This window comes from Mycobacterium barrassiae, from assembly GCF_025822765.1.
Lineage (GTDB): Bacteria > Actinomycetota > Actinomycetes > Mycobacteriales > Mycobacteriaceae > Mycobacterium > Mycobacterium barrassiae.
The window spans coordinates 491767-511860 of the sequence record NZ_JACKUK010000016.1; the positions used below are offsets into that span (position 1 = coordinate 491767).

Here is a 20094-nt window from a genome sequence, read left to right on the forward strand (position 1 = left end):
CTGATGCCCGCTCGCACATTTCGTGTCATCGCCGTGTCGTTGGCACTGGCGATCGTCGTCGGAACCGGGGTCGCATGGGGCAAGATCCGATCGTTCGAATCCGGCATCAACCACATCTCGCCCTTGGCGCTCGGCGGCGGCGGCGAAGACGGTGCGATCGACATCCTGCTGGTCGGGGTCGACAGTCGCACAGATGCACACGGAAACCCGCTGTCCGCGGAAGAACTCGCCACCTTGCGGGCCGGTGACGACGAGGCGACCAACACCGACACCATCATCTTGATCCGCATCCCTAACAACGGGAAGTCCGCCACCGCGATCTCAATTCCCCGCGACTCCTACGTGGAGGCACCCGGGATCGGGAAGATGAAGATCAACGGTGTCTACGGTTCTGCGCACTTCGAGAAGCTGGTGGAGCTCGTCGAACAGGACGGCATGGACAAGGCGCAGGCCGAGCCGGAAGCCATCGAGGCCGGCCGCGAAGCGCTGATCAAAACTGTCGCCAATCTGACCGGCGTCACGGTGGACCACTACGCCGAAATCGGTTTGCTCGGCTTCTCGCTCATCACCGACGCGCTCGGCGGCGTGAACGTGTGCCTGAAAAATCCGGTCTACGAACCGCTTTCGGGTGCGGACTTCCCTGCGGGCTGGCAGAAGCTGGACGGTCCGCAGGCGCTGAGCTTCGTTCGTCAGCGCCACGATCTCCCCCGCGGCGACCTCGATCGCGTGGTGCGCCAGCAGGCTGTGATGGCATCGCTTGCGCACGAAGTCATCTCGGGCAAGACGTTGTCCAGCCCCGCGACCCTGAACCGCCTGCAGGACGCCGTACAACGCTCGGTGGTGCTCTCCGACGGTTGGGACGTCATGGAATTCGCCGAGCAGTTGCAGAAGCTCGCGGCGGGTAACGTCGCCTTCGCCACGATTCCCGTTCTGCAGGAGAACGGGTGGAGCGACGACGGGATGCAGAGCGTCGTGCGCGTCGATCCCACCGAGGTCAAGGAGTGGGTCGACGGACTCCTACACGACCAGGACGAGGGCAAGACCGAGGAACTCGCGTACTCGCCGGAGAAGACGACCGTCGACGTGGTCAACGCCACCGACATCAACGGTCTCGCCTCCTCGGTCTCCCGAGTGCTGGCCGCCAAGGGCTTCACCCCTGGCAGTACCGGCAACCACGAAGGCGTGAGCAACAGCCAGGTACAGGCCGCCAAGGCCGACGACATTGGCGCGCAGGAGATTGCCAAGGAGCTCGGTGGGCTGCCCGTCGTCGAGGACGCCTCGGTGGCTCCCGGGATGGTCCGGGTCGTGCTGGCCAACGACTACACGGGCCCCGGTTCAGGTCTCGACGGTGCCGACCCGATGCTGTCCACCACCGACCCCGTTGCGGCCGAGGTGCCTGCGGTCGACCCGCTGGCGTCGCCGATCATCACCGCCGGTTCGGACGATCCGGAGTGCGTCAACTAGACGTGAGCACAGTCAGTTCGGCGATCCTCGATCCGCTCATGGCGTCCGACCCTGCCGGCCCGCGGATCACCTACTACGACGACGCCACAGGCGAGCGAATCGAGTTGTCCACCGCCACCCTGGTGAACTGGGCGGCCAAGACCGGCAACCTGCTACGGGACGAACTGGGCGCCGGGCCGGACACCAAGGTGGCCGTGCTGTTGCCCGCGCACTGGCAGACCGCCGCAGTGCTGTTCGGGATTTGGTGGATCGGTGCGGAGGTCGTCGCCGGTGGACAGGCCGATGTCGCGCTGTGCACCGCGGCACGGCTCGGCGAGGCGGACGACGCCGTCGGCGTCGGTGAGATCGCGGTCCTGTCGCTGGATCCGTTCGGCAAGCCGGCTCCCGATCTTCCTGTGGGCGTGACGGACTACGCCACTGCGGTCCGCGTGCACGGCGATCAGATCACCCCCGAGTGCCACCCCGGTGCCGCGCTCGAGGGCCGGTCGGTGGCCGAGGTGCTGTCCGCGGCGAACGCTTCGGCGAACGCACAGGGGCTCACGTCGGACGACCGCGTGCTGTCGACGGCCGACTGGATAACTGGCGACGACCTGGTCAATCACCTGCTGGCGCTGTACGCGGTCGGGGCGTCGCTTGTGCAGGTCGCGAATCCGGATACCGCGGCGCTGGATCGTCGCAGACAAACGGAGAAGATCACCCGCGGGTAGCCGAAAAGTGCCACGCTTGGAGCATGCTCGGCCGACGGCAGTTCCTCGCGCTGGGCGCGGTAGGCGTCGCGGGAGTGGCGGCGGCCTGCTCACGGTCCCAGGCGCCGTCCGGCCCGCCGGCCCCGGACCTCACGCTGGCCGCCGGGGAGACCGACATCGACCTCGCCGGCGCCACGCTGCGCACCTGGGCCTACGGAAATCAGGTTCCCGCTCAGGAGATTCGCGTGCGCAAGGGGCAGCGGATCCGCGCGGAACTGACCAATGCGCTGCCGCAGGGCGTCACCGTGCACTGGCACGGCATCGCCATCGTCAATGACATGGACGGAGTGCCGCCGCTGACGCAGGCCGCGGTGCCGAAGGGGCAGACGTTCCTCTACGACTTCGTGGTGCCCGACGCCGGAACGTATTGGTTCCATTCCCATGTCGGCACTCAACTCGACCGCGGCCTGTACGGACCGTTGATCGTCGAGGACCCCGATGAGAAGGTCGACTACGACGGCGAAATCGTTGTGGTGCTTGACGATTGGATCGATGGCACCGGCACCAACCCGGACGAGGTGTTCGCGAACCTGCGCAGGACGGGCATGAAGCCGATGGAACCGGGCGGCCCAGGGGTGACGCCGACGAGCCCACTCGGGTCGGACGGCGGCGACGTCACCTACCCGTACTTCATCATCAACGGCCGCGCCCCACAGGATCCCCAGGTGGTGGATTTCCGTACGGGCCAACGGATCCGACTGCGAGTGATCAACGCGGGCTCGGACACCGCGTTCCGGGTCGCGGTGCCCGACACGACGATGAGGGTGATCCAAACCGACGGCTTCCCGGTGGTGCCGGTGCAGGCGACCTCGGTGATTCTCGGCATGGGCGAGCGGGTGGACGCGATCATCACCGTCAACGAGTCGCTGCCGGTCGTCGCCGTGCCGGAGGGCAAAGAAGGCCACGCACGGCTGAACATGCGGGTCAATCACGCGCCGGCCACCATGAACGTGGACGCGTTCGTCGCGGCGGTACGCGCCCAGGTACCGCTGGACACCGCGACGCTGTCACCGACCCCGGAAGTCACGTTGCCTGCGAAAGCCCCCGACCAAGTCATCGACGCCCGCCTGGCGGGACCCGTCGACGGCTACAACTGGCCGATCAACGGCAAGCAGTACGACCCGCCGCGCGGCGGGGTCGCGGTGAAACCGAACCAGCGCGTCCGGATCCGCTACATCAACGAGTCGATGATGTTCCACCCGCTACACCTGCACGGCCACACGTTCCAGGTGATGAAGGGTGCCACCCCGAAGGCTCGCAAAGACACCGTGCTGGTGCCGCCCCTGCAGACCGTCGACGTCGACTTCGATACGAACAACCCCGGCAAGTGGATCACCCACTGCCACAACACCTATCACCTCGAGGCGGGGATGGCGTTCTTCCTCGAGTACTCGGGCTAACTTGTCCGCGAACAGACACAAACGCACCCTGACACGCCGTAAAAGCGGTCGGTTTGCGTCTGCTCGCGGGTAACTACTTGAGCAGTGCGCGCGACATCACCACGCGCTGAATCTGGTTGGTGCCCTCGTAGATCTGAGTGATCTTGGCGTCGCGCATGAACCGCTCGACGGGGAAGTCCACCGTGTAGCCGTAGCCGCCGAACAACTGCACGGCATTGGTGGTGACCTCCATCGCCACGTCGGACGCGAAGCACTTCGACGCCGAGGAGATGAAGCCGAGATCGGGTTCGCCACGCTCGGCGCGGGCCGCCGCCGTGTACACCATGAGCCGGGCCGCCTCGATCTTCATCGCCATGTCGGCGAGCATGAACTGCACCGCCTGGAAGTCGGCGATGCGCTGCCGGAACTGCTTGCGCTCCTTGGTGTATGCGATCGATGCCTCCAGCGCACCCTGGGCGATACCGACCGCCTGCGCACCGATGGTCGGGCGGGTGTGGTCCAGCGTGGCCAGCGCGGTCTTGAAGCCGGTGCCCTCGTCGCCGATGATCCGATCGCCGGGAATGCGGCAATCCTCGAAGTACAACTCGGTGGTCGGCGAGCCCTTGATGCCCATCTTGCGTTCCTTGGCGCCGATGATGAACCCCGGATCGTCCTTGTGCACGACGAACGCCGAGATGCCGTTGGCGCCCTTGTCCGGATCGGTCACCGCCATGACCGTGTACCAGGTGGAGTGCCCGCCGTTGGAGATCCAACACTTGGCACCGTTGAGCACCCAGTCGTCGCCGTCACGGCGGGCGCGGGTACGCATTCCCGCCGCATCGCTGCCGGCCTCACGTTCGGACAGCGCATACGACGCCACCGCTTCGCCCGCGGCGATGCTCGGCAACACCTGCTTCTTGAGTTCCTCGGAACCGCGCAACAGCAGTCCCATGGTGCCCAGCTTGTTGCACACCGGGATCAGTGACGACGACGCGCACACCCGCGCGACCTCCTCGATGACGATGCACGCGGCAACCGAGTCGCCGCCCTGGCCGCCGTACTCCTCGGGAATGTGGATCGCGGCCATCCCCGAGGCCGTCAGCGCCGCCAGGGCCTCGTCGGTGTAGCGCGCCTTTTCGTCGACGTCCGCGGCGTAGGGCGCGATCTCCTTGTCGCACAGGTCGCGCATCACCGCGCGCAGCTCGCTGTGCTCGTCAGACAGCTTGAATGCGTCGAATGACGGGTTTCCGATGGCCATGCCAACTCCTTGCTACTCGTCGGTAACTTTACGCCTCGGCGTTACCGATCCGACCGCGGCAGATCTACTGCCCGAGCAACCGTTCACGCAGGGCCGCGTCCTTCTCCAGCACCATGTCGGCCAGCCCACTCTGAAAATTCTCGACCCTTTTGCGCAGCGCCACGTCCGAAGATCCGAGGATCCGCACGGCCAGCAGGCCGGCGTTACGCGCACCGCCGATCGACACGGTGGCCACCGGCACACCCGCCGGCATCTGCACGATCGACAGCAACGAATCGAGGCCGTCGAGCTTGGCCAGCGGCACCGGCACGCCGATGACGGGCAGCGGTGTCGCCGACGCGACCATGCCGGGCAGATGCGCGGCCCCGCCCGCGCCGGCGATGATCACCTCGATACCGCGCGCCGCGGCGCCTTTGGCGTACTCGAGCATGCGGTCGGGGGTGCGGTGCGCCGACACGACCCCGACCTCGAACGGGACATCGAACTCGGCGAGCGCGTGCGCTGCGTCCTCCATGACCGACCAGTCGCTGTCGCTGCCCATGATCACGCCGACGCGCGGCTTTGGCGCACTAGTCATGCGAACTCCATCCGTCCGTCCATTCGGCGTGCGACAACCAGTGTGCGGCCCGCACCGCGCGTGCCCGAACCTCCGCGACGTAGTCGGCATCATCCGGCGAGCCGCCCGGTGCGCCGAGCACGTTGACGTGGCCGATCTTGCGGCCTGGCCGTTCGCCCTTGCCGTACAGATGCACCTTGGCCTCCGGCATCCGGCCGAACAGGTGGTGCAGCCGCTCGTCCATGCTCATCTTCGGAGTTTCTTGAGCGCCAAGCACATTCGCCATGACGGTGACAGGAGCGATAGGCGCGGTGTCCCCCAGCGGATAGTCGAGCACCGCTCGCAGGTGCTGCTCGAACTGACTTGTGCGTGCACCGTCGATCGTCCAGTGGCCCGAATTGTGCGGTCGCATCGCCAGTTCGTTGACCATCAGGCCCCCGTCGACGGTCTCGAATAGTTCGACCGCAAGGACCCCGACCACACCGAGTTCGTCGGCCAGACGCAACGCGAGCCCGGCTGCGGCGCCGGCGATGTCGTCGTCCAGATCGGGCGCGGGCGCGAAGGCCTCCACACAGATGCCGTCCCGCTGCACGGTCTCCACCACCGGCCACGCCGCGCCCTGGCCGAACGGCGACCGCGCCACCAACGCAGCCAGTTCGCGGCGCATCGCCACCTTCTCCTCGACGAGGACCTCGACACCGGCGGCCAGATACTCAGCGGCCACCTCACGGGCGTGGTCGGTGTCCCGCGCCAGTGTCACGCCGCGCCCGTCGTAGCCACCACGCACGGCCTTGACCACCAGCCCCGCATGCGAGCCCGCGGCGAAGTCATCCACATCGGACGCGGACGTCACCTCCGCGAAGCGCGGGACCGGCGCGCCGAGGGCCTTCAATCGCCGGCGCATCACCAGCTTGTCCTGGGCGTGGATCAGCGCCGACGGTGGCGGCGCGACGTTGACGCCTTCGGCGATCAGCTTCTCCAGCATCTCGGTCGGCACGTGTTCGTGGTCGAACGTCAGCACGTCGGCGCCTTCCGCCGCGCGACGGAGCGCGTCGAGATCGTCGTGCGAACCGATCACCACATCCGGGGTCACCTGCGCCGCCGGATCCTGCGGTGTGACGGCCAGCACACGCAGCGTCTGGCCCAGCGCGATCGCGGCCTGCTGGGTCATCCTCGCCAGCTGTCCGCCGCCGATCATGGTCACCACAGGGGGCGAAGTCGAGTTGCGCGGCACGTGCCTATGTTGTCATGCGAGCGCCCCGCCTTTACCGACGGTGACCTGCCGGGGTACGCGTGAGGTGGTCATTTTCCGTACACTGCCCTGTTGTGTCCTTCACCGATGCCACGATCGCGCGCCTACCGCGCCCGATCCGGCCGTACTTCGAACGGCACCACGAGCTGATCAAGTTCGCGATCGTCGGCGCCACCACCTTCGTCATCGACTCAGCGGTCTTCTTCACGCTGAAGCTCACGGTGCTGGAGCCCAAGCCTGTGACGGCGAAGATCATCGCCGGCGTCGTTGCGGTGATCGCCTCCTACATCCTCAACCGCGAATGGAGCTTCCGCGACAGGGGTGGGCGGGAACGCCACCACGAAGCGTTGATGTTCTTCGCGTTCAGCGGTGTCGGCGTGCTGCTGTCGATGGCCCCGCTGTGGTTCTCGAGCTATGTGTTGATGTTGCGCGTCCCCGAGGTCAGCCTGACGGTGGAGAACATCGCCGACTTCGTCGCCGCGTACATCGTCGGCAACCTGCTGCAGATGGCGTTCCGTTTCTGGGCGTTCCGGCGCTGGGTGTTCCCAGACGAGTTCGGCCGCAACCCGGACAAGGCGCTGGAGGCCACTCTCACCGACGGCGGCATCGCCGAGACGATGGAGGATGTCCGCGACCCGGCTCTGCACCACATCGATGCCGAAGGCAATGTGACGCCGCTGCGCAGGCCGACCCGGCGCACGCGGCGCCTCGATCAGCTCGGCGACTCCTCAGAGCCCAGGGTGTCGAAAACTTCGTGATACAGCAGTGAGTGGACCTGTTCCACCTGCGGGATATCCATGAACTCCAGCGGATCATGCGACGCTGACTCGATGATCAGCGTGCCGGTGCGCAGTACGCGATCGACCACACCGTGACGGAATTCCACGCTGTTGATCCGCGCGAGCGGGATGTCGATACCTGACCGGGTCAGCAGGCCGTGACGGAACATCACCCTGCGATCCGTGATGACGAAATGCGTTGTCCACCAATTGAGGAACGGCCAAACCGTCAGCCACCCGATGATGACCAGCCACACGACTCCGATGACGATCATCACGACGTTGCGCGCCGTTTGGTCCCAGTTGGTGGTGTTGACGTAACCGGCGCCGAACGCCGCAATCGCGGTGACCACCAACAGGATCAGTACCGGGCCGATCAGCCGCTTCCAATGCGGGTGGCGATGCAGTACCACGTGCTCGCCTTTGGCCAGCACTTTGTCCGGGTATCCCATGGCGAAGACCCTATGGCGTGTCAGCCGTCCGTGGGTCGCAAGTGGACGATGTCGCCCGCGGCGACCGTCGCTGTGCGCCCGTCACTGTCGATCGACAGCCGGCCCTGGTCATCGACGTCGCGCGCGATCCCCACGATCTCCTGATCGCCGGGCAGGATCGCGCGTACCGGCTTCCCGAACGTCATGCTGCGGGCGCGATAGTCGGCGACCAGGTCGGCGTCGGCGCCCCCCGCCCGCCGCCATGCGTCGACGCGACGACCCAATTCGCTCAGCAACGCAACCACCAGCTGGTGACGATCCGGTGCGGCCACGCCGAGATCGGTGAGCGAGGTGACGCCGGCGACGCCCACTTCGTCACCCGTCAGCGAGACGTTCAGCCCGATGCCGACGACGACCGCCCGCTGTTCGGCGGCCACCTCGGCGAGGATTCCGGCCAGCTTGCCGCCACCTGCCAGCACGTCGTTCGGCCACTTCAGGCCGGCGTCCACGCCGAGCGGACGCACGGTGTCGACGATGGCCACGCCGGCGGCCAGCGGGAGCCATCCCCAGGCGTCGGTGGGCACCCCGCCGGTGTCGATGGCCATGGACATCGTGATCTGCGCGTACTTCGCCGCCGACCAGCTGCGTCCCTGCCTGCCCCGGCCGGCCGTCTGGTGCTCGGCGATCAACACGGCGCCTGCGATGGGGGCGCCGCTGTTGGCGCGCGCTACCAGGTCGGAGTTGGTGGATCCGGTCTCGTCGACCACGTCCACCGATCGCCATACCGGGCCGCCAAGGATGTCGGCTCGCAGGGCGGCCTCGTCGAGTGGAGCGCGCACTGCCGTCATCGGACAAACCTTAGGTGACACCACTCCAGCCTGCTTAAGGAGATATTAAGGACGCGCCGTCCGCGCCGCGTCGGCCGTTGGCTAGCATCGACCCTCATGACGAGCGTTAGCGATCAGTCGGTCGAGCCCTCTGGCGAGCACGAAATCGACATCCACACCACAGCGGGCAAGCTGGCCGATCTGCGCAGGCGCCTCGAGGAAACGTTGCACCCGGTCGGCGAGGCGGCGGTCGAGAAGACGCACGCCAAGGGCAAGCTGACCGCCCGCGAACGCATCCTTGCGCTGCTGGACGAGGGCTCGTTCGTCGAACTCGACGCGTTGGCCCGCCACCGCAGCACCAACTTCGGCCTGGCCGACAAGCGCCCGTTCGGCGACGGCGTGGTCACCGGATACGGCACCATCGACGGCCGCGAGGTCTGCATCTTCAGCCAGGATGCGACGGTCTTCGGCGGCAGCCTCGGCGAGGTCTACGGCGAGAAGATCGTCAAGGTCCAGGAACTCGCGATCAAGACCGGACGGCCGCTGATCGGCATCAACGACGGCGCCGGTGCACGTATTCAAGAGGGTGTCGTCTCACTCGGCTTGTACAGCAACATCTTCCACAACAACATCATGGCTTCCGGTGTGATCCCGCAGATTTCGCTGATCATGGGCGCCGCCGCGGGTGGGCACGTCTACTCCCCCGCGCTCACCGACTTCGTGATCATGGTCGATCAGACCAGCCAGATGTTCATCACCGGACCCGACGTCATCAAGACGGTCACCGGTGAGGACGTCACGATGGAGGAGCTCGGCGGCGCGCACACCCATATGGCCAAGTCCGGCACCGCGCACTACGTGGCGACGGGCGAGCAGGACGCGTTCGACTACGTCCGCGAGTTGTTGTCGTACCTGCCGAGCAATAACTACTCCGACCCGCCACGTTATCCCGCAGCCGTTCCCGAGGGCGCGATCGAGGACAACCTCACCGACGAGGACCTCGAGCTGGACACGTTGATCCCCGACTCGCCGAACCAGCCGTATGACATGCACGAGGTCATCACGCGCATCCTCGACGACGACGAGTTCCTCGAGGTGCAGCAGGGCTACGCGCAGAACATTGTCGTGGGCTTCGGCCGCATCGAGGGCCGCCCGGTGGGCATCGTGGCCAACCAGCCGACCCAGTTCGCCGGCTGCCTGGACATCAACGCCTCCGAGAAGGCGGCGCGCTTCGTCCGCACCTGCGACTGCTTCAACGTGCCGATCGTGATGCTGGTCGACGTGCCGGGCTTCCTGCCGGGCACCGACCAGGAATACAACGGCATCATCCGGCGCGGCGCCAAGCTGCTCTACGCGTACGGGGAGGCGACAGTCGCCAAGATCACCGTGATCACCCGCAAGGCGTACGGCGGTGCGTACTGCGTCATGGGCTCCAAGGAGATGGGCGCCGACGTGAACGTGGCGTGGCCCAGCGCTCAGATCGCCGTGATGGGCGCTGCGGGCGCGGTCGGGTTCGTCTACCGGCAGCAGCTCAACGAGGCCGCCAAGAAGGGCGAGGACGTCGGCGCGCTGCGCCTGCAGCTGCAGCAGGACTACGAGGACACCCTCGTCAACCCGTACGTCGCCGCCGAACGGGGCTACGTTGACGCCGTGATCCCGCCGTCGCATACCCGCGGCTACGTGGCGACCGCGCTGCGTCTGCTGGAACGGAAGGTGACGCAGGTGCCGCCGAAGAAGCACGGGAACATCCCACTGTGAGCGAAGCGAACGATTCAGCAGGTGTGAGCGAAGCGAACGATTCAGCAGGTGTGAGCGAAGCGAACGATTCAACAGGTGTGAGCGAGGCTGAGGCCGTGCCCGCCGATCCGCACGCGCACGAGGCGCACATCCAGGTCGTCAAGGGCAACCCGACCGAGGAGGAGCTCGCCGCGGTGATCGCCGTGCTCGCCGCCGCGTCGAGCGTCCCAGCCGAGCCGCGCGAGCAGGAAGAGAACCTGTGGGGCCATCCGGTCGACCGGCTGCGCTACTCGGTCTTCAGCTGGCAGCGGGTCACGCTGTTGGAACGGACTCACATGCGTCATCGATGACGCGCTTTGTCCTCGCGTCGGCATCTCCCGGTCGCCGTAAAGTGTTGCGCCAGGCCGGAATTGATCCACTAGTCATCGTGTCCGGTGTGGACGAGGACGCCGTCATGGAGACCCTGGACCCGTCGGCGACGCCAACTGAGGTCACCACCGCTCTTGCATTGGCCAAGGCCGAGGCCGTCCTCGGACTCCTTGATGCCGCGGTCGCCGCGGATTGCGTTGTCATCGGCTGTGATTCGATGCTGTACCGCGACGGTCAACTGCGGGGCAAACCGGCGAACGCCGACGAGGCCCTACTGGCGTGGCAGGAGATGGCAGGCACCTCGGGTGAGCTTTTCACGGCCCACAGCGTGATTCGCTTGCAGGACAAGGCCATTACGTGGCGGGCCGCCGACGCCACCGTCACCGCGGTCAGGTTCGGACACCCCTCTCCCGCCGATCTGAATGCCTACGTCGGCAGTGGCGAGCCCATGGCGGTGGCGGGTGGCTTCACCCTCGACGGGCTGGGCGGATGGTTCGTCGACGCTGTCGACGGCGACCCGTCGTCGGTGATCGGCATCGGCCTGCCACTGATCCGACGACTGCTCGACGAGAAAGGCATCTCAATCGCGGACCTCTGGACCGCGAATCCGGTCACCTAGTCCGCGGCGAGCGTGCGTCCGCTGCGCAATTCCGGCCCGCTTTTCGCGGTGAGCGCACATTCGGCGCTCACCGCGACTCGCGGAGAGACGCGCGTACCGGCTGAGTAGGCTCGCAGTTGTGCCACTGCCTGCCGATCCTTCCCCCGCCCTGGCCGATTACGCCCATCCGGAACGCCTGGTCACACCCGACTGGTTGTCGGGCAACCTAGGCCGACCCGGCTTAGCGATCGTCGAATCCGACGAGGACGTGCTGCTCTACGACACGGGCCACATCCCGGGTGCCGTGAAGATCGACTGGCACACCGACCTCAACGACCCCCACGTCCGCGACTACATCACCGGCGAACAGTTCGCCGAGCTGATGAACCGCAAGGGCATCGCCCGCGACGACACCGTCGTGATCTACGGCGACAAGAGCAACTGGTGGGCGGCGTATGCGCTGTGGGTGTTCACCTTGTTCGGCCACCCCGACGTGCGACTGCTCGACGGCGGACGCGACCTCTGGATCAACGACGGCCGCGACACCACCCTCGAGGTGCCGACGAAGACCTCCACCGGCTACCCCGTCGTCGAGCGTGACGACGCGCCCATCCGCGCGTTCAAGGAGGACGTGCTCGACATCCTCGGCAAGCAGCCCCTGATCGACGTCCGCTCCCCGCAGGAGTACACCGGCGAGCGCACCCACATGCCGGACTACCCCGAGGAGGGTGCGCTGCGCGGCGGGCACATCCCCACCGCGAGGTCGATCCCGTGGGGCAGGGCGGCCAAGGACAACGGCCAGTTCCGCGGCCGCGCCGAACTCGAGGAGCTATACGGCTTCCTGAGCCCGGATGACAAGACGGTCGTCTACTGCCGCATCGGCGAGCGCAGCAGCCACACCTGGTTCGTGCTGACGCATCTGCTCGGCCGTGAGGGTGTGCGTAATTACGACGGCTCCTGGACCGAATGGGGCAACGCCGTGCGGGTTCCTGTCGCCGTCGGAGAAGAGCCCGGCGACGCGCCGTGAGCGAACGAGCGATGTGCCGATGACGATGCCCGCCGCCCTGGCCGAGGTGGTCTCCGAATTCCAGGAGATGCAGGGGCAGGACAAGCTGGCTCTGCTGCTGGAGTTCGCCGGCGAGCTGCCTCCGCTGCCCGCAGACCTCGAAGAGGCGGCGATGGAACCGGTGCCGGAATGCCAGTCGCCGCTGTTCCTTCACGTCGACGCCGCCGACCGCGACCACGTCCGGCTGTACTTCAGCGCACCTGCGGAAGCGCCGACGACGCGCGGCTTCGCCTCGATCCTGGCTCAAGGGCTCGACGAGCAGTCGGCCGATGACATCCTGGCCGTGCCCGACGACTTCTACAGCGATCTCGGGCTGGCCGCCTTGATCAGCCCGCTGCGGCTACGCGGCATGTCGGCGATGCTGGCGCGCATCAAGCGCCATCTGCGTTGAGACCGGCGCCACACCGTGAACCGGTTAAGGGCACCGCGTCATCAGCAGCCCCGCGGAGTCTCCTAAACTGCCTCCGATACATTCTTAAAGACGTTTCTTAAAAAAATGCCGTCAGGAGGCGCAGTGGCCAGTCACGCCAGCTCAAAGATCTCCAAGGTGCTCGTCGCCAATCGTGGGGAGATCGCGGTCAGGGTGATTCGGGCCGCCAAGGACGCCGGGCTGGGAAGCGTGGCGGTGTACGCCGAGCCCGACGCCGACGCGCCTCACGTACGGCTGGCCGACGAGGCCTTCGCGCTCGGCGGCCAGACGTCGGCCGAGTCCTACCTCGTCTTCGAGAAGATCCTTGAGGCCGCCGAGAAGTCCGGAGCCAACGCGGTCCATCCCGGCTACGGATTCCTTTCGGAGAACGCCGATTTCGCTCAGGCGGTCATCGACGCCGGCCTGATCTGGATCGGCCCCAGCCCGCAGTCGATCCGCGATCTCGGCGACAAGGTCACCGCGCGGCACATCGCGGCGCGCGCCGAGGCGCCGTTGGTGCCCGGCACCCCCGACCCGGTCAAGGACGCCGACGAGGTCGTCGCCTTCGCCAAGGAGTACGGCGTGCCCGTCGCCATCAAGGCGGCATTCGGCGGTGGCGGTCGCGGCATGAAGGTCGCCCGCACCATCGAGGAGATCCCCGAGCTGTTCGAGTCGGCCACCCGCGAGGCCGTCGCCGCGTTCGGCCGCGGCGAGTGCTTCGTCGAGCGCTACCTGGACAAGCCCCGCCACGTGGAGGCCCAGGTCATCGCCGATCAGCACGGCAACGTCGTCGTCGCGGGCACGCGCGACTGCTCCCTGCAGCGCCGCTTCCAGAAGCTCGTGGAAGAAGCGCCGGCACCTTTTCTCACCGACGCGCAGCGCAAGGAGATCCACAAGTCCGCCAAGCGCATCTGCAAGGAGGCCGGTTACTACGGCGCCGGCACCGTCGAGTACCTCGTCGCCCAGGATGGGCTGATCTCGTTCCTGGAGGTCAACACCCGCCTGCAGGTCGAACACCCGGTCACCGAGGAGACCGCGGGCATCGACCTTGTCCTGCAGCAGTTCAAGATCGCCAACGGCGAGGCCCTCGACATCACCGAGGACCCCACCCCGCGCGGCCACTCGTTCGAGTTCCGCATCAACGGCGAAGACGCCGGCCGCGGCTTCCTGCCCGCCCCGGGCCCGGTCACCAAGTTCGTCGCCCCCACCGGCCCCGGCGTGCGGATGGACTCCGGCGTGGAGAGCGGCTCGGTCATCGGCGGCCAGTTCGACTCGATGCTGGCCAAACTGATCGTCACCGGCGCGACTCGCGACGAGGCGCTGGCCCGTTCGCGGCGCGCGCTGGCCGAGTTCACCGTCGAGGGCCTGGCCACCGTCATCCCGTTCCACCGAGCGGTGGTTTCGGATCCGGCGTTCATCGGCGACGGTGAGAAGTTCGACGTGCACACCCGCTGGATCGAGACCGAGTGGAACAACACCATCGAGCCGTTCACCGGCGGTGACCCCATCGAAGAGGAAGACACGATCCCGCGGCAGTCGGTTGTCGTCGAGGTCGGGGGACGTCGCCTCGAGGTGTCACTGCCCGGCGACCTCGCACTGGGCGGAGGTGGAGCGGCACCTGCGGGTGGCGGCGTCGTGCGCAAGAAGCCCAAGCCCCGCAAGCGCGGCTCGCATGGCGGCGCGGCAGCATCCGGTGACGCCGTCACGGCGCCGATGCAGGGCACCGTCGTCAAGGTCGCCGTCGAGGAGGGGCAGGAAGTCTCCGCAGGTGACCTGATCGTGGTCCTCGAGGCGATGAAGATGGAGAACCCCGTCACGGCGCACAAGGACGGCACGGTGACCGGTCTCGCGGTCGAGTCGGGTGCGGCCGTCACTCAGGGCACGGTCCTCGCCGAAATCAAGTGATTTGTGTGCGTTGAGGAGCGCTCAGCGCTCGCGAACGCACACAAATCGCCGTCAGTCGACCGTCACGAGACTGTTGCGCTGCAGCGGCGTGCCGAAGTAGGCGGCCTCGGGGTCGACGACGACGGACGTCGTGTTGTCGCCGTGCCGGGCCAGTGACTCGCGCGCCATCTGTTCGAACGAAATCTTCTCGGGCCCACCGATATTCACGACGGCGTTGAGCGGAACGGAGACGGCGGCGAGCGCGACCTCGGAGGCGACGCGGTCCGCCGCGATGGGCTGGATCAGCGCGTCGGGGACACGTACCTCGTCGCCGACCGTCAGCGATCCGGTGATGGCATCGGTGAACTCGGCGAACTGTGTCGCCCGCACAATGGTGTAGGGCAGGCCGGATTCGGTGAGCAACTTCTCTTGGGCGACCTTGGCGCGCATGTAGCCGCTGTGCGGCAGACCATCGGCACCGACGATCGACAGCACGACACAGTGGCCGACGCCCGCATTCTTTGCGGCGGCAACGATATTCGTAGTCGCCGTCGTGAAGAAGTCCAACACCGGCCCGTCCTCGAACGACGGGGAATTCGTGACGTCGACGAGCGCGGCGGCGCCCGCCAGCGACTCACCCAGCCCCTCACCGGTGAGCACGTCGACACCGGAACCGCGGGCTGCGGCGACCACTTCGTGTCCGTCGGCCGCCAACAGCCCGACCACCTTGGTGCCGATCAGCCCACTGGCACCGATCACTGTGATCTTCATAGGCCATGCCTACCATCGGAGAGTGGAGCCCGTGGAAATTAATGCAGGTGCCTGGTATCTGCGCGCACCGCGGGACGACGAGCTGATCGACGACCGCCCGGCACTCGCCTCGATGGGCGAGGAAGACCCCGACTACATCGCACGCTGCACCGCGCAGTGGGCGACGGACACCGGTTACACGTGGGCCGTCTGTGAACCAACCACCGGCGAGATGCTCGCCGAGGTACGGGTCGACCCGCGGGCCGCCACGTTGACCACCAGGGCGCGGGAGGGTCACGACGATGCCGCGGAGATCGCCGAGCAATCCGTTCGCCGCTTCGCGTCGGCGATGCTCGGGCTGACGATCACCTGACCCGATCGGTATCCATGTCGATGTCGCGGCCGCTCGCCAGGTCGGCGCATTCCACCTCGACGACGTCGCGGCGTGCGGCGAGGAAGCGCCGAGCGCCCTCGTCGCCATGCAGGCCGTCCAGCAACTCGGCCCAGTACCGATCAGCCACGACGACCGGGTGCCCGGGCACGCCGCCGTATACGGCCCTCGCCAGCCCCGAGGACGACGACCGCGCGGCCGCCAGCACCCGCATCACCACGTCGGCCCCCACATCGGGAGTGTCGACGGTGTGCAGCACCGCGAAGTCGCCATCGGCCGCGGACAGGCCGGCGCGCAATGAGGCGGATAACCCGTCTGACCAGTCGGTTGCGACGACGGCACGGGCGGGCGCAGGGACGTCGACGATCGCGGCGCCCAACACCACGATCACGTCGTCGCAACCGCCCCCGTGCAGCGCGGCGACCGCGGATGCCAGCCATTCGCCTTGCGCGGCAAGTACTTTCGGCATGCCAAACCGCGTGCCCGCCCCCGCGGCGAGCAACACACCTGCCGTCGTTGGTGACATGTCATCAGTTTGGTGCCGGTCGGCGGGCGAAACAAGCGTTGCCGGCACTTTGACCTGCAGTTGAGCCGTTCCGATTGTTAGTAGGCGCCACAGAGCGTAGGGTTCGATGCAGGTTGAGGTAACAGCCATCTGCAAACGTCATCGACGTGCAGGGCGGATAGCACCTCCTGCTTCGAGGCTTTCAATAGCGCAGGGCCAAATTTTTGACGTGAGCCACAGTACGAATCGCGTATTCACTGATGGAGTCACATATGTCCACTACGACAGATACCCGGCAGCCCGAGCCGGAAACCCCGATCGAGCATGCCGATGCACATACGGCGCACTTCGCGACCCGATTGCTAGGACCGAACACCGCCGTGATCACGGCACAAGGCGAGATCGATGCCGCGAACGCACAGGACCTGGTCGACTACGCGATGCAGCACGGCGATCGCATCGAGAACCTGGTACTCGACATGAGCGAAGTGGAATTCTTTGGCACCTCTGGCTTTTCGGCGTTGCACGCGCTGAACATCCGGTGTGCGGGAGAATCCATCAGATGGGCTTCGGTGCCAAGCGCGGCGGTCACGAGATTGCTCGAGATCTGCGACCCCGAGTCGGCCCTGCCGTTCTACGGCAGGCTGGACAGCGCGCTGTCCGCGGTTCAGGAGAAACGGCGGGCGTCACTCAAGCTGGTCTCGGAGGCGCGCTAGCGACTTCGCCAGCAGTCGGGACACGTGCATCTGGGAGATGCCGACGCGCTCCGCGATCTGTGTCTGCGTGAGCGATTCGAAGAATCGCAGCAACAGCACTGTGCGTTCGCGCTCTGGAAGCGCTTCGAGCAACGGCCGCAACGCTTCTCGGTTCTCGATCTGATCGAGTCCCAGATCGACGTCGCCGAGGGTGTCGGCGATCGCCGGGGCATCCTCGGTGCCGCTGCCGCCACTGTCGATCGACAGCGTGTTGTAGGAGCTGCCGGCCACCAGACCCTCGATGACCTCGTCTCGGTCCATGTCGAGCTCGGCGGCCAGCTCCGAGGCGGTGGGGGCACGCCCCAGCCGCTGCGACAGTTCCGCGGTCGCGGCGCCCAGCCGGAGGTGAAGTTCCTTCAGCCTGCGGGGCACCTTCACCGACCAACTGTTGTCCCGGAAGTGTCGGCGGACCTCTCCCATGATCGTCGGCACCGCGAACGAGACGAAGTCCGAACCGGCGTTCACGTCGAACCGGATCACCGCGTTGACCAGGCCGACTCGTGCCACCTGGACGAGATCGTCGCGGGATTCCCCGCGTCCGTCGAATCGGCGGGCGATGTGGTCGGCCAGGGGCAAGCAGCGCTCGACGATGCGGTCCCGCTGCCGTTGGAAGGCCGCCGTATCTTCGGGTACGCCCTCGAGTTCGCGGAACATGTCGGCGACATCCGCGTACTCAGAGTTCGATCTCGACGACGAACCCTGTGACGTCGAGGGGCTCACTGCAGCGAGCTCGCTCGCCTCGTCGTCATCGAAATCCCAAACACCTGCCCTTCGTCAGGGCCCTGCCCGTCTTGGAAGGTCCGCACGTCGTCGGTCAGCGAGCTCAGCACATGCCAGCTGAAGCTTCCGGGGGCCAGGATGTCGGGACTCTTGCATGTCGTCGACGCGTGGATGACAACCGCGTCGTCCTGGGGGTCGACGACCAGCAACAGCGTCGCGTCCGGGACGGCGCACCGGATCAGCCGCGTGCATGCTTCGTCGACGGCCAGGCGCAGGTCGGCGACGGAGTCGAAGTCCAGATCCTCGTACGTGGCCACAGCGGCGACGAGCGTCCGAAGCACCGCAAGGTTTTCCAGTGTGGCGGCCACTCGGAGTTCGACCGACCCAGCTTTGCGTTGGTGCCCGTTGTTTGATTTAGCAACGTCGGCCATTTGACCTCCCGGCAATGTTGAAGCGAGGTTACCCCAGGTCGAGTCCCAGTTACCCATGGACACATCCGGAGCCGGCCAAGGCCGACGTGTGCCGAGTAGCGGGGCCGGGTAATCCACGGTTATGAAGCAGGTGGAGTCGCACGGCCGGCTCGGCGACGCGAACCCGGGTGGCACCCGAGGCCTGCGTCGGATCATCGTCACGGCCGGGCTGGTGCTGGTTGGACTGATCTTGATCGTGGTGGCGATATACGCCGGGGCGTTCATCATCCTGGCGCCGATGATGCAGTGACACCGAAGATGGGGCTGTCCGTGTTGGTTCGTGAGTCGGCATGGTCTGACATCCATACCCTCACCTGGTCACGCGCCAAACATGCGGCTTCGACGTAGCCAGGTGCGCGGTCCCGGACTCCGCCGGGTGCGTAGGGGTCGCGGGTTCTCGTATTACTACCCCGACGGTTCGCCGGTCACCGACGAGGAGACGCTTGGCCGCATCAAGGACCTCGTGATCCCACCGGCCTGGAAGAAGGTCTGGATCTGCTCATATCCCAATGGCCACATCCAGGCGGTCGGGACCGACGCCGCCGGCCGCAGGCAGTACCTCTACCACCAGAAATGGCAGGAGGAACGCACCGAGGAGAAGTTCGACCGCGCACTGCACATGTCCGCAGCACTACCCGAGATGCGTCAGCAGATCGCCTCGGACCTGCGTGGCCGCGGACTCACCCGAGACCGCGTGATCGCGCTGGCACTGCAGCTGCTCGATCTCGGATACTTCCGATCGGGGTCAGAACAATACGCCGAGGAGAACAACTCGTTCGGCCTTGCGACACTGCTCTGCGAACACGTGACGCTTGCGCAGGACGCCGTCGAGTTCGACTATCCGGCCAAGAGCGGGGTGCGCCGGACCCTCAAGATCGAGGACTCCGAGGTGGTGCGATCGGTGCGAGCGCTGATGCGCAGACCCGATCGCACCGAGCGGTTGCTGGTGTGCCGCAACGGTTCCGGCTGGGCCGAACTGCACGCCGACGATCTCAATGGCCGCTTCAAAGAGCTTGTCGGCGACGAGTACACGGTCAAGGATCTGCGCACCTGGCACGGCACGGTCCTGGCGGCGGCGGCATTCGTCGACGCCGATCCGCCGGCGAACAAATCGGTGATCAAGCGGGTGGAATCGGCTGTCATGAAGGAGGTCGCCGAGGAACTCGGCAATACCCCCGCGGTGGCCCGGGGGTCCTACGTCGACCCCCGCGTCGTGGAGGGATATGAGTCCGGCCTCACGATCGCCGCCGCCGCCCGGCGCGCCGCGAAAACCAAAGCAGTGGACAAGCGCCAGGCAATTCTGGACAGCGGCACCGCACGGTTGATCCGCAAGGTCGCGAAGGGCTAGCAAGCCAGGTGTCGTTGAATCTAAAAACTCAAGCGCCGAACCGTTTTCGGATCTGCGGCAAGGGTATCCTCGAACATCATGCGCGAAAGCACAGACCTTCCCGACGACGTGCCCCTGGCCGATGCCGCTGAGCAACTGCGTCCGGTCCGTGAACCGGACCTGGATGACGAGGCATCAGCTGAGCCGCCGACCGAACCGCCGCTGGAGGTCACCCCTGCCGACTGGCAGGAGCAGCTGGAGGTGGTCGAAGTCGACCCCGACGAGTTCTCACCCGACGAGGGATAGGTCTCAGCGTCCGCACTGGAGCGTTTACCACCGGCGCGCTCGGGTACCCACCGGTTGCGGGAGATTTCCCCGTGGCCCCCGCTGGAGAAAAGTGGGCACGGCCAATCCACTGCAA

24 protein-coding genes are annotated in these 20094 nt (G+C 66.5%); 15 read left to right on the top strand and 9 right to left on the bottom strand.

Annotation, left to right across the window (positions count from 1 at the left end):
• Nucleotides 1–3 precede the first annotated feature (3 nt).
• Genes H7J93_RS08235 through H7J93_RS08245 form a run of 3 tightly spaced genes read left to right on the top strand, consistent with a single transcriptional unit; the run spans nucleotide 4 to nucleotide 3610 of the window.
• Nucleotides 4–1464 (top strand): LCP family protein, encoded by a 1461-nt coding sequence (locus tag H7J93_RS08235; RefSeq protein WP_267305774.1) that lies wholly within the window; start codon nucleotides 4–6, stop codon nucleotides 1462–1464.
• A gap of 2 nt (nucleotides 1465–1466) precedes the next feature.
• On the top strand, nucleotides 1467–2171 hold the full coding sequence (locus H7J93_RS08240) for a TIGR03089 family protein (protein WP_267305775.1): 705 nt from the start codon (nucleotides 1467–1469) through the stop codon (nucleotides 2169–2171).
• Between the two features lie 23 nt (nucleotides 2172–2194).
• On the top strand, nucleotides 2195–3610 hold the full coding sequence (locus H7J93_RS08245) for a multicopper oxidase family protein (protein ID WP_267305776.1): 1416 nt from the start codon (nucleotides 2195–2197) through the stop codon (nucleotides 3608–3610).
• Nucleotides 3611–3683: 73 nt separating this feature from the next.
• On the opposite strand, the gene H7J93_RS08250 is transcribed toward H7J93_RS08245, so the two are convergent.
• From H7J93_RS08250 to H7J93_RS08260, 3 genes are all read right to left on the bottom strand, one after another.
• A complete protein-coding gene (locus H7J93_RS08250; protein ID WP_267305777.1) occupies nucleotides 3684–4847 on the bottom strand; it encodes an acyl-CoA dehydrogenase in 1164 nt (387 codons plus the stop codon).
• 64 nt (nucleotides 4848–4911) lie between these two features.
• On the bottom strand, nucleotides 4912–5424 hold the full coding sequence (gene purE, locus H7J93_RS08255) for a 5-(carboxyamino)imidazole ribonucleotide mutase (protein ID WP_267305778.1): 513 nt from the start codon (nucleotides 5422–5424) through the stop codon (nucleotides 4912–4914).
• Complete coding sequence (locus H7J93_RS08260; RefSeq protein WP_372507828.1) at nucleotides 5417–6601, bottom strand: 5-(carboxyamino)imidazole ribonucleotide synthase; 1185 nt, start codon at nucleotides 6599–6601, stop codon at nucleotides 5417–5419. Before H7J93_RS08260 ends, purE begins: the two co-directional genes overlap by 8 nt.
• A gap of 128 nt (nucleotides 6602–6729) precedes the next feature.
• Here H7J93_RS08260 and H7J93_RS08265 point away from each other — a divergent pair, with 128 nt between their 5' ends.
• A complete protein-coding gene (locus tag H7J93_RS08265; protein WP_267305780.1) occupies nucleotides 6730–7413 on the top strand; it encodes a GtrA family protein in 684 nt (227 codons plus the stop codon).
• On the opposite strand, the gene H7J93_RS08270 is transcribed toward H7J93_RS08265, so the two are convergent.
• Both H7J93_RS08270 and H7J93_RS08275 read right to left on the bottom strand, forming a co-directional pair.
• Nucleotides 7368–7886 carry a PH domain-containing protein gene (locus H7J93_RS08270; RefSeq protein WP_267305781.1) on the bottom strand — a complete coding sequence of 173 codons (519 nt, stop codon included), beginning with the start codon at nucleotides 7884–7886 and terminating at the stop codon, nucleotides 7368–7370. The genes H7J93_RS08265 and H7J93_RS08270 overlap by 46 nt on opposite strands.
• Before the next feature lie 20 nt (nucleotides 7887–7906).
• On the bottom strand, nucleotides 7907–8713 hold the full coding sequence (locus H7J93_RS08275; RefSeq protein WP_267305782.1) for a biotin--[acetyl-CoA-carboxylase] ligase: 807 nt from the start codon (nucleotides 8711–8713) through the stop codon (nucleotides 7907–7909).
• 96 nt (nucleotides 8714–8809) lie between these two features.
• On the opposite strand from H7J93_RS08275, the gene H7J93_RS08280 reads away from it, so the two are divergent.
• The 6 genes from H7J93_RS08280 (at nucleotide 8810) to H7J93_RS08305 (ending at nucleotide 14776) form a co-directional block, all read left to right on the top strand.
• Nucleotides 8810–10450, top strand: a complete 1641-nt coding sequence (locus H7J93_RS08280; protein ID WP_267305783.1) for an acyl-CoA carboxylase subunit beta — start codon at nucleotides 8810–8812, stop codon at nucleotides 10448–10450.
• A gap of 77 nt (nucleotides 10451–10527) precedes the next feature.
• Complete coding sequence (locus H7J93_RS08285) at nucleotides 10528–10779, top strand: acyl-CoA carboxylase subunit epsilon (protein WP_267305964.1); 252 nt, start codon at nucleotides 10528–10530, stop codon at nucleotides 10777–10779.
• Nucleotides 10776–11417, top strand: coding sequence for a Maf family protein (locus H7J93_RS08290; RefSeq protein WP_267305784.1), 642 nt, complete (start codon nucleotides 10776–10778; stop codon nucleotides 11415–11417). The genes H7J93_RS08285 and H7J93_RS08290 overlap by 4 nt, the downstream gene beginning before the upstream one ends.
• Before the next feature lie 118 nt (nucleotides 11418–11535).
• Nucleotides 11536–12423: a sulfurtransferase gene (locus tag H7J93_RS08295; RefSeq protein WP_267305785.1), complete on the top strand. Its 888-nt coding sequence runs from the start codon at nucleotides 11536–11538 to the stop codon at nucleotides 12421–12423.
• 19 nt (nucleotides 12424–12442) lie between these two features.
• The gene (locus H7J93_RS08300) at nucleotides 12443–12853 is read left to right on the top strand and encodes a SufE family protein (protein WP_267305786.1); all 411 of its coding nucleotides are present in this window, start codon (nucleotides 12443–12445) and stop codon (nucleotides 12851–12853) included.
• A gap of 123 nt (nucleotides 12854–12976) precedes the next feature.
• Complete coding sequence (locus H7J93_RS08305) at nucleotides 12977–14776, top strand: acetyl-CoA carboxylase biotin carboxylase subunit (protein WP_267305787.1); 1800 nt, start codon at nucleotides 12977–12979, stop codon at nucleotides 14774–14776.
• Between the two features lie 51 nt (nucleotides 14777–14827).
• Here H7J93_RS08305 and H7J93_RS08310 read toward each other — a convergent pair whose 3' ends face one another.
• Complete coding sequence (locus H7J93_RS08310; protein WP_267305788.1) at nucleotides 14828–15526, bottom strand: SDR family oxidoreductase; 699 nt, start codon at nucleotides 15524–15526, stop codon at nucleotides 14828–14830.
• Nucleotides 15527–15548: 22 nt separating this feature from the next.
• On the opposite strand from H7J93_RS08310, the gene H7J93_RS08315 reads away from it, so the two are divergent.
• Nucleotides 15549–15878, top strand: a complete 330-nt coding sequence (locus H7J93_RS08315; RefSeq protein ID WP_267305789.1) for a hypothetical protein — start codon at nucleotides 15549–15551, stop codon at nucleotides 15876–15878.
• Here H7J93_RS08315 and H7J93_RS08320 read toward each other — a convergent pair.
• Entirely contained in the window at nucleotides 15871–16422 is a 552-nt protein-coding gene (locus tag H7J93_RS08320) for a nucleotidyltransferase family protein (protein WP_267305790.1), read from the bottom strand. The genes H7J93_RS08315 and H7J93_RS08320 overlap by 8 nt on opposite strands.
• Before the next feature lie 251 nt (nucleotides 16423–16673).
• Between H7J93_RS08320 and H7J93_RS08325 the strand changes: the two genes are divergently transcribed.
• Nucleotides 16674–17117 carry an STAS domain-containing protein gene (locus H7J93_RS08325; protein ID WP_267305791.1) on the top strand — a complete coding sequence of 148 codons (444 nt, stop codon included), beginning with the start codon at nucleotides 16674–16676 and terminating at the stop codon, nucleotides 17115–17117.
• Here H7J93_RS08325 and H7J93_RS08330 read toward each other — a convergent pair.
• Both H7J93_RS08330 and H7J93_RS08335 read right to left on the bottom strand, forming a co-directional pair.
• Nucleotides 17088–17810, bottom strand: a complete 723-nt coding sequence (locus H7J93_RS08330; RefSeq protein WP_275989105.1) for an RNA polymerase sigma factor SigF — start codon at nucleotides 17808–17810, stop codon at nucleotides 17088–17090. The genes H7J93_RS08325 and H7J93_RS08330 overlap by 30 nt on opposite strands.
• Nucleotides 17811–17872: 62 nt before the next feature.
• A complete protein-coding gene (locus tag H7J93_RS08335) occupies nucleotides 17873–18307 on the bottom strand; it encodes an ATP-binding protein (RefSeq protein ID WP_267305792.1) in 435 nt (144 codons plus the stop codon).
• A gap of 121 nt (nucleotides 18308–18428) precedes the next feature.
• Here H7J93_RS08335 and H7J93_RS08340 point away from each other — a divergent pair, with 121 nt between their 5' ends.
• The 3 genes from H7J93_RS08340 (at nucleotide 18429) to H7J93_RS08350 (ending at nucleotide 19979) form a co-directional block, all read left to right on the top strand.
• On the top strand, nucleotides 18429–18596 hold the full coding sequence (locus H7J93_RS08340) for a hypothetical protein (protein ID WP_267305793.1): 168 nt from the start codon (nucleotides 18429–18431) through the stop codon (nucleotides 18594–18596).
• An 81-nt stretch (nucleotides 18597–18677) separates the two neighbouring features.
• Entirely contained in the window at nucleotides 18678–19694 is a 1017-nt protein-coding gene (locus H7J93_RS08345; RefSeq protein WP_267305794.1) for a DNA topoisomerase IB, read from the top strand.
• A gap of 78 nt (nucleotides 19695–19772) precedes the next feature.
• Nucleotides 19773–19979, top strand: coding sequence for a hypothetical protein (locus tag H7J93_RS08350; RefSeq protein ID WP_267305795.1), 207 nt, complete (start codon nucleotides 19773–19775; stop codon nucleotides 19977–19979).
• Nucleotides 19980–20094: the final 115 nt, after the last annotated feature.

Excerpts from the sequence above, each read along its gene's own strand:
- H7J93_RS08235 (WP_267305774.1), top strand. The coding sequence starts at position 4 with ATGCCCGCTCGCACATTTCGTGTCATCGCCGTGTCGTTGGCACTGGCG.
- H7J93_RS08245 (WP_267305776.1), top strand. The coding sequence starts at position 2,195 with ATGCTCGGCCGACGGCAGTTCCTCGCGCTGGGCGCGGTAGGCGTCGCG.
- H7J93_RS08250 (WP_267305777.1), bottom strand. The coding sequence starts at position 4,847 with ATGGCCATCGGAAACCCGTCATTCGACGCATTCAAGCTGTCTGACGAG.
- purE (WP_267305778.1), bottom strand. The coding sequence starts at position 5,424 with ATGACTAGTGCGCCAAAGCCGCGCGTCGGCGTGATCATGGGCAGCGAC.
- H7J93_RS08260 (WP_372507828.1), bottom strand. The coding sequence starts at position 6,601 with ATGATCGGCGGCGGACAGCTGGCGAGGATGACCCAGCAGGCCGCGATC.
- H7J93_RS08270 (WP_267305781.1), bottom strand. The coding sequence starts at position 7,886 with ATGGGATACCCGGACAAAGTGCTGGCCAAAGGCGAGCACGTGGTACTG.
- H7J93_RS08275 (WP_267305782.1), bottom strand. The coding sequence starts at position 8,713 with ATGACGGCAGTGCGCGCTCCACTCGACGAGGCCGCCCTGCGAGCCGAC.
- H7J93_RS08280 (WP_267305783.1), top strand. The coding sequence starts at position 8,810 with ATGACGAGCGTTAGCGATCAGTCGGTCGAGCCCTCTGGCGAGCACGAA.
- H7J93_RS08290 (WP_267305784.1), top strand. The coding sequence starts at position 10,776 with ATGACGCGCTTTGTCCTCGCGTCGGCATCTCCCGGTCGCCGTAAAGTG.
- H7J93_RS08300 (WP_267305786.1), top strand. The coding sequence starts at position 12,443 with ATGACGATGCCCGCCGCCCTGGCCGAGGTGGTCTCCGAATTCCAGGAG.
- H7J93_RS08310 (WP_267305788.1), bottom strand. The coding sequence starts at position 15,526 with ATGAAGATCACAGTGATCGGTGCCAGTGGGCTGATCGGCACCAAGGTG.
- H7J93_RS08320 (WP_267305790.1), bottom strand. The coding sequence starts at position 16,422 with ATGTCACCAACGACGGCAGGTGTGTTGCTCGCCGCGGGGGCGGGCACG.
- H7J93_RS08325 (WP_267305791.1), top strand. The coding sequence starts at position 16,674 with ATGTCCACTACGACAGATACCCGGCAGCCCGAGCCGGAAACCCCGATC.
- H7J93_RS08330 (WP_275989105.1), bottom strand. The coding sequence starts at position 17,810 with ATGTTCCGCGAACTCGAGGGCGTACCCGAAGATACGGCGGCCTTCCAA.
- H7J93_RS08335 (WP_267305792.1), bottom strand. The coding sequence starts at position 18,307 with ATGGCCGACGTTGCTAAATCAAACAACGGGCACCAACGCAAAGCTGGG.
- H7J93_RS08340 (WP_267305793.1), top strand. The coding sequence starts at position 18,429 with ATGAAGCAGGTGGAGTCGCACGGCCGGCTCGGCGACGCGAACCCGGGT.
- H7J93_RS08345 (WP_267305794.1), top strand. The coding sequence starts at position 18,678 with ATGCGGCTTCGACGTAGCCAGGTGCGCGGTCCCGGACTCCGCCGGGTG.
- H7J93_RS08350 (WP_267305795.1), top strand. The coding sequence starts at position 19,773 with ATGCGCGAAAGCACAGACCTTCCCGACGACGTGCCCCTGGCCGATGCC.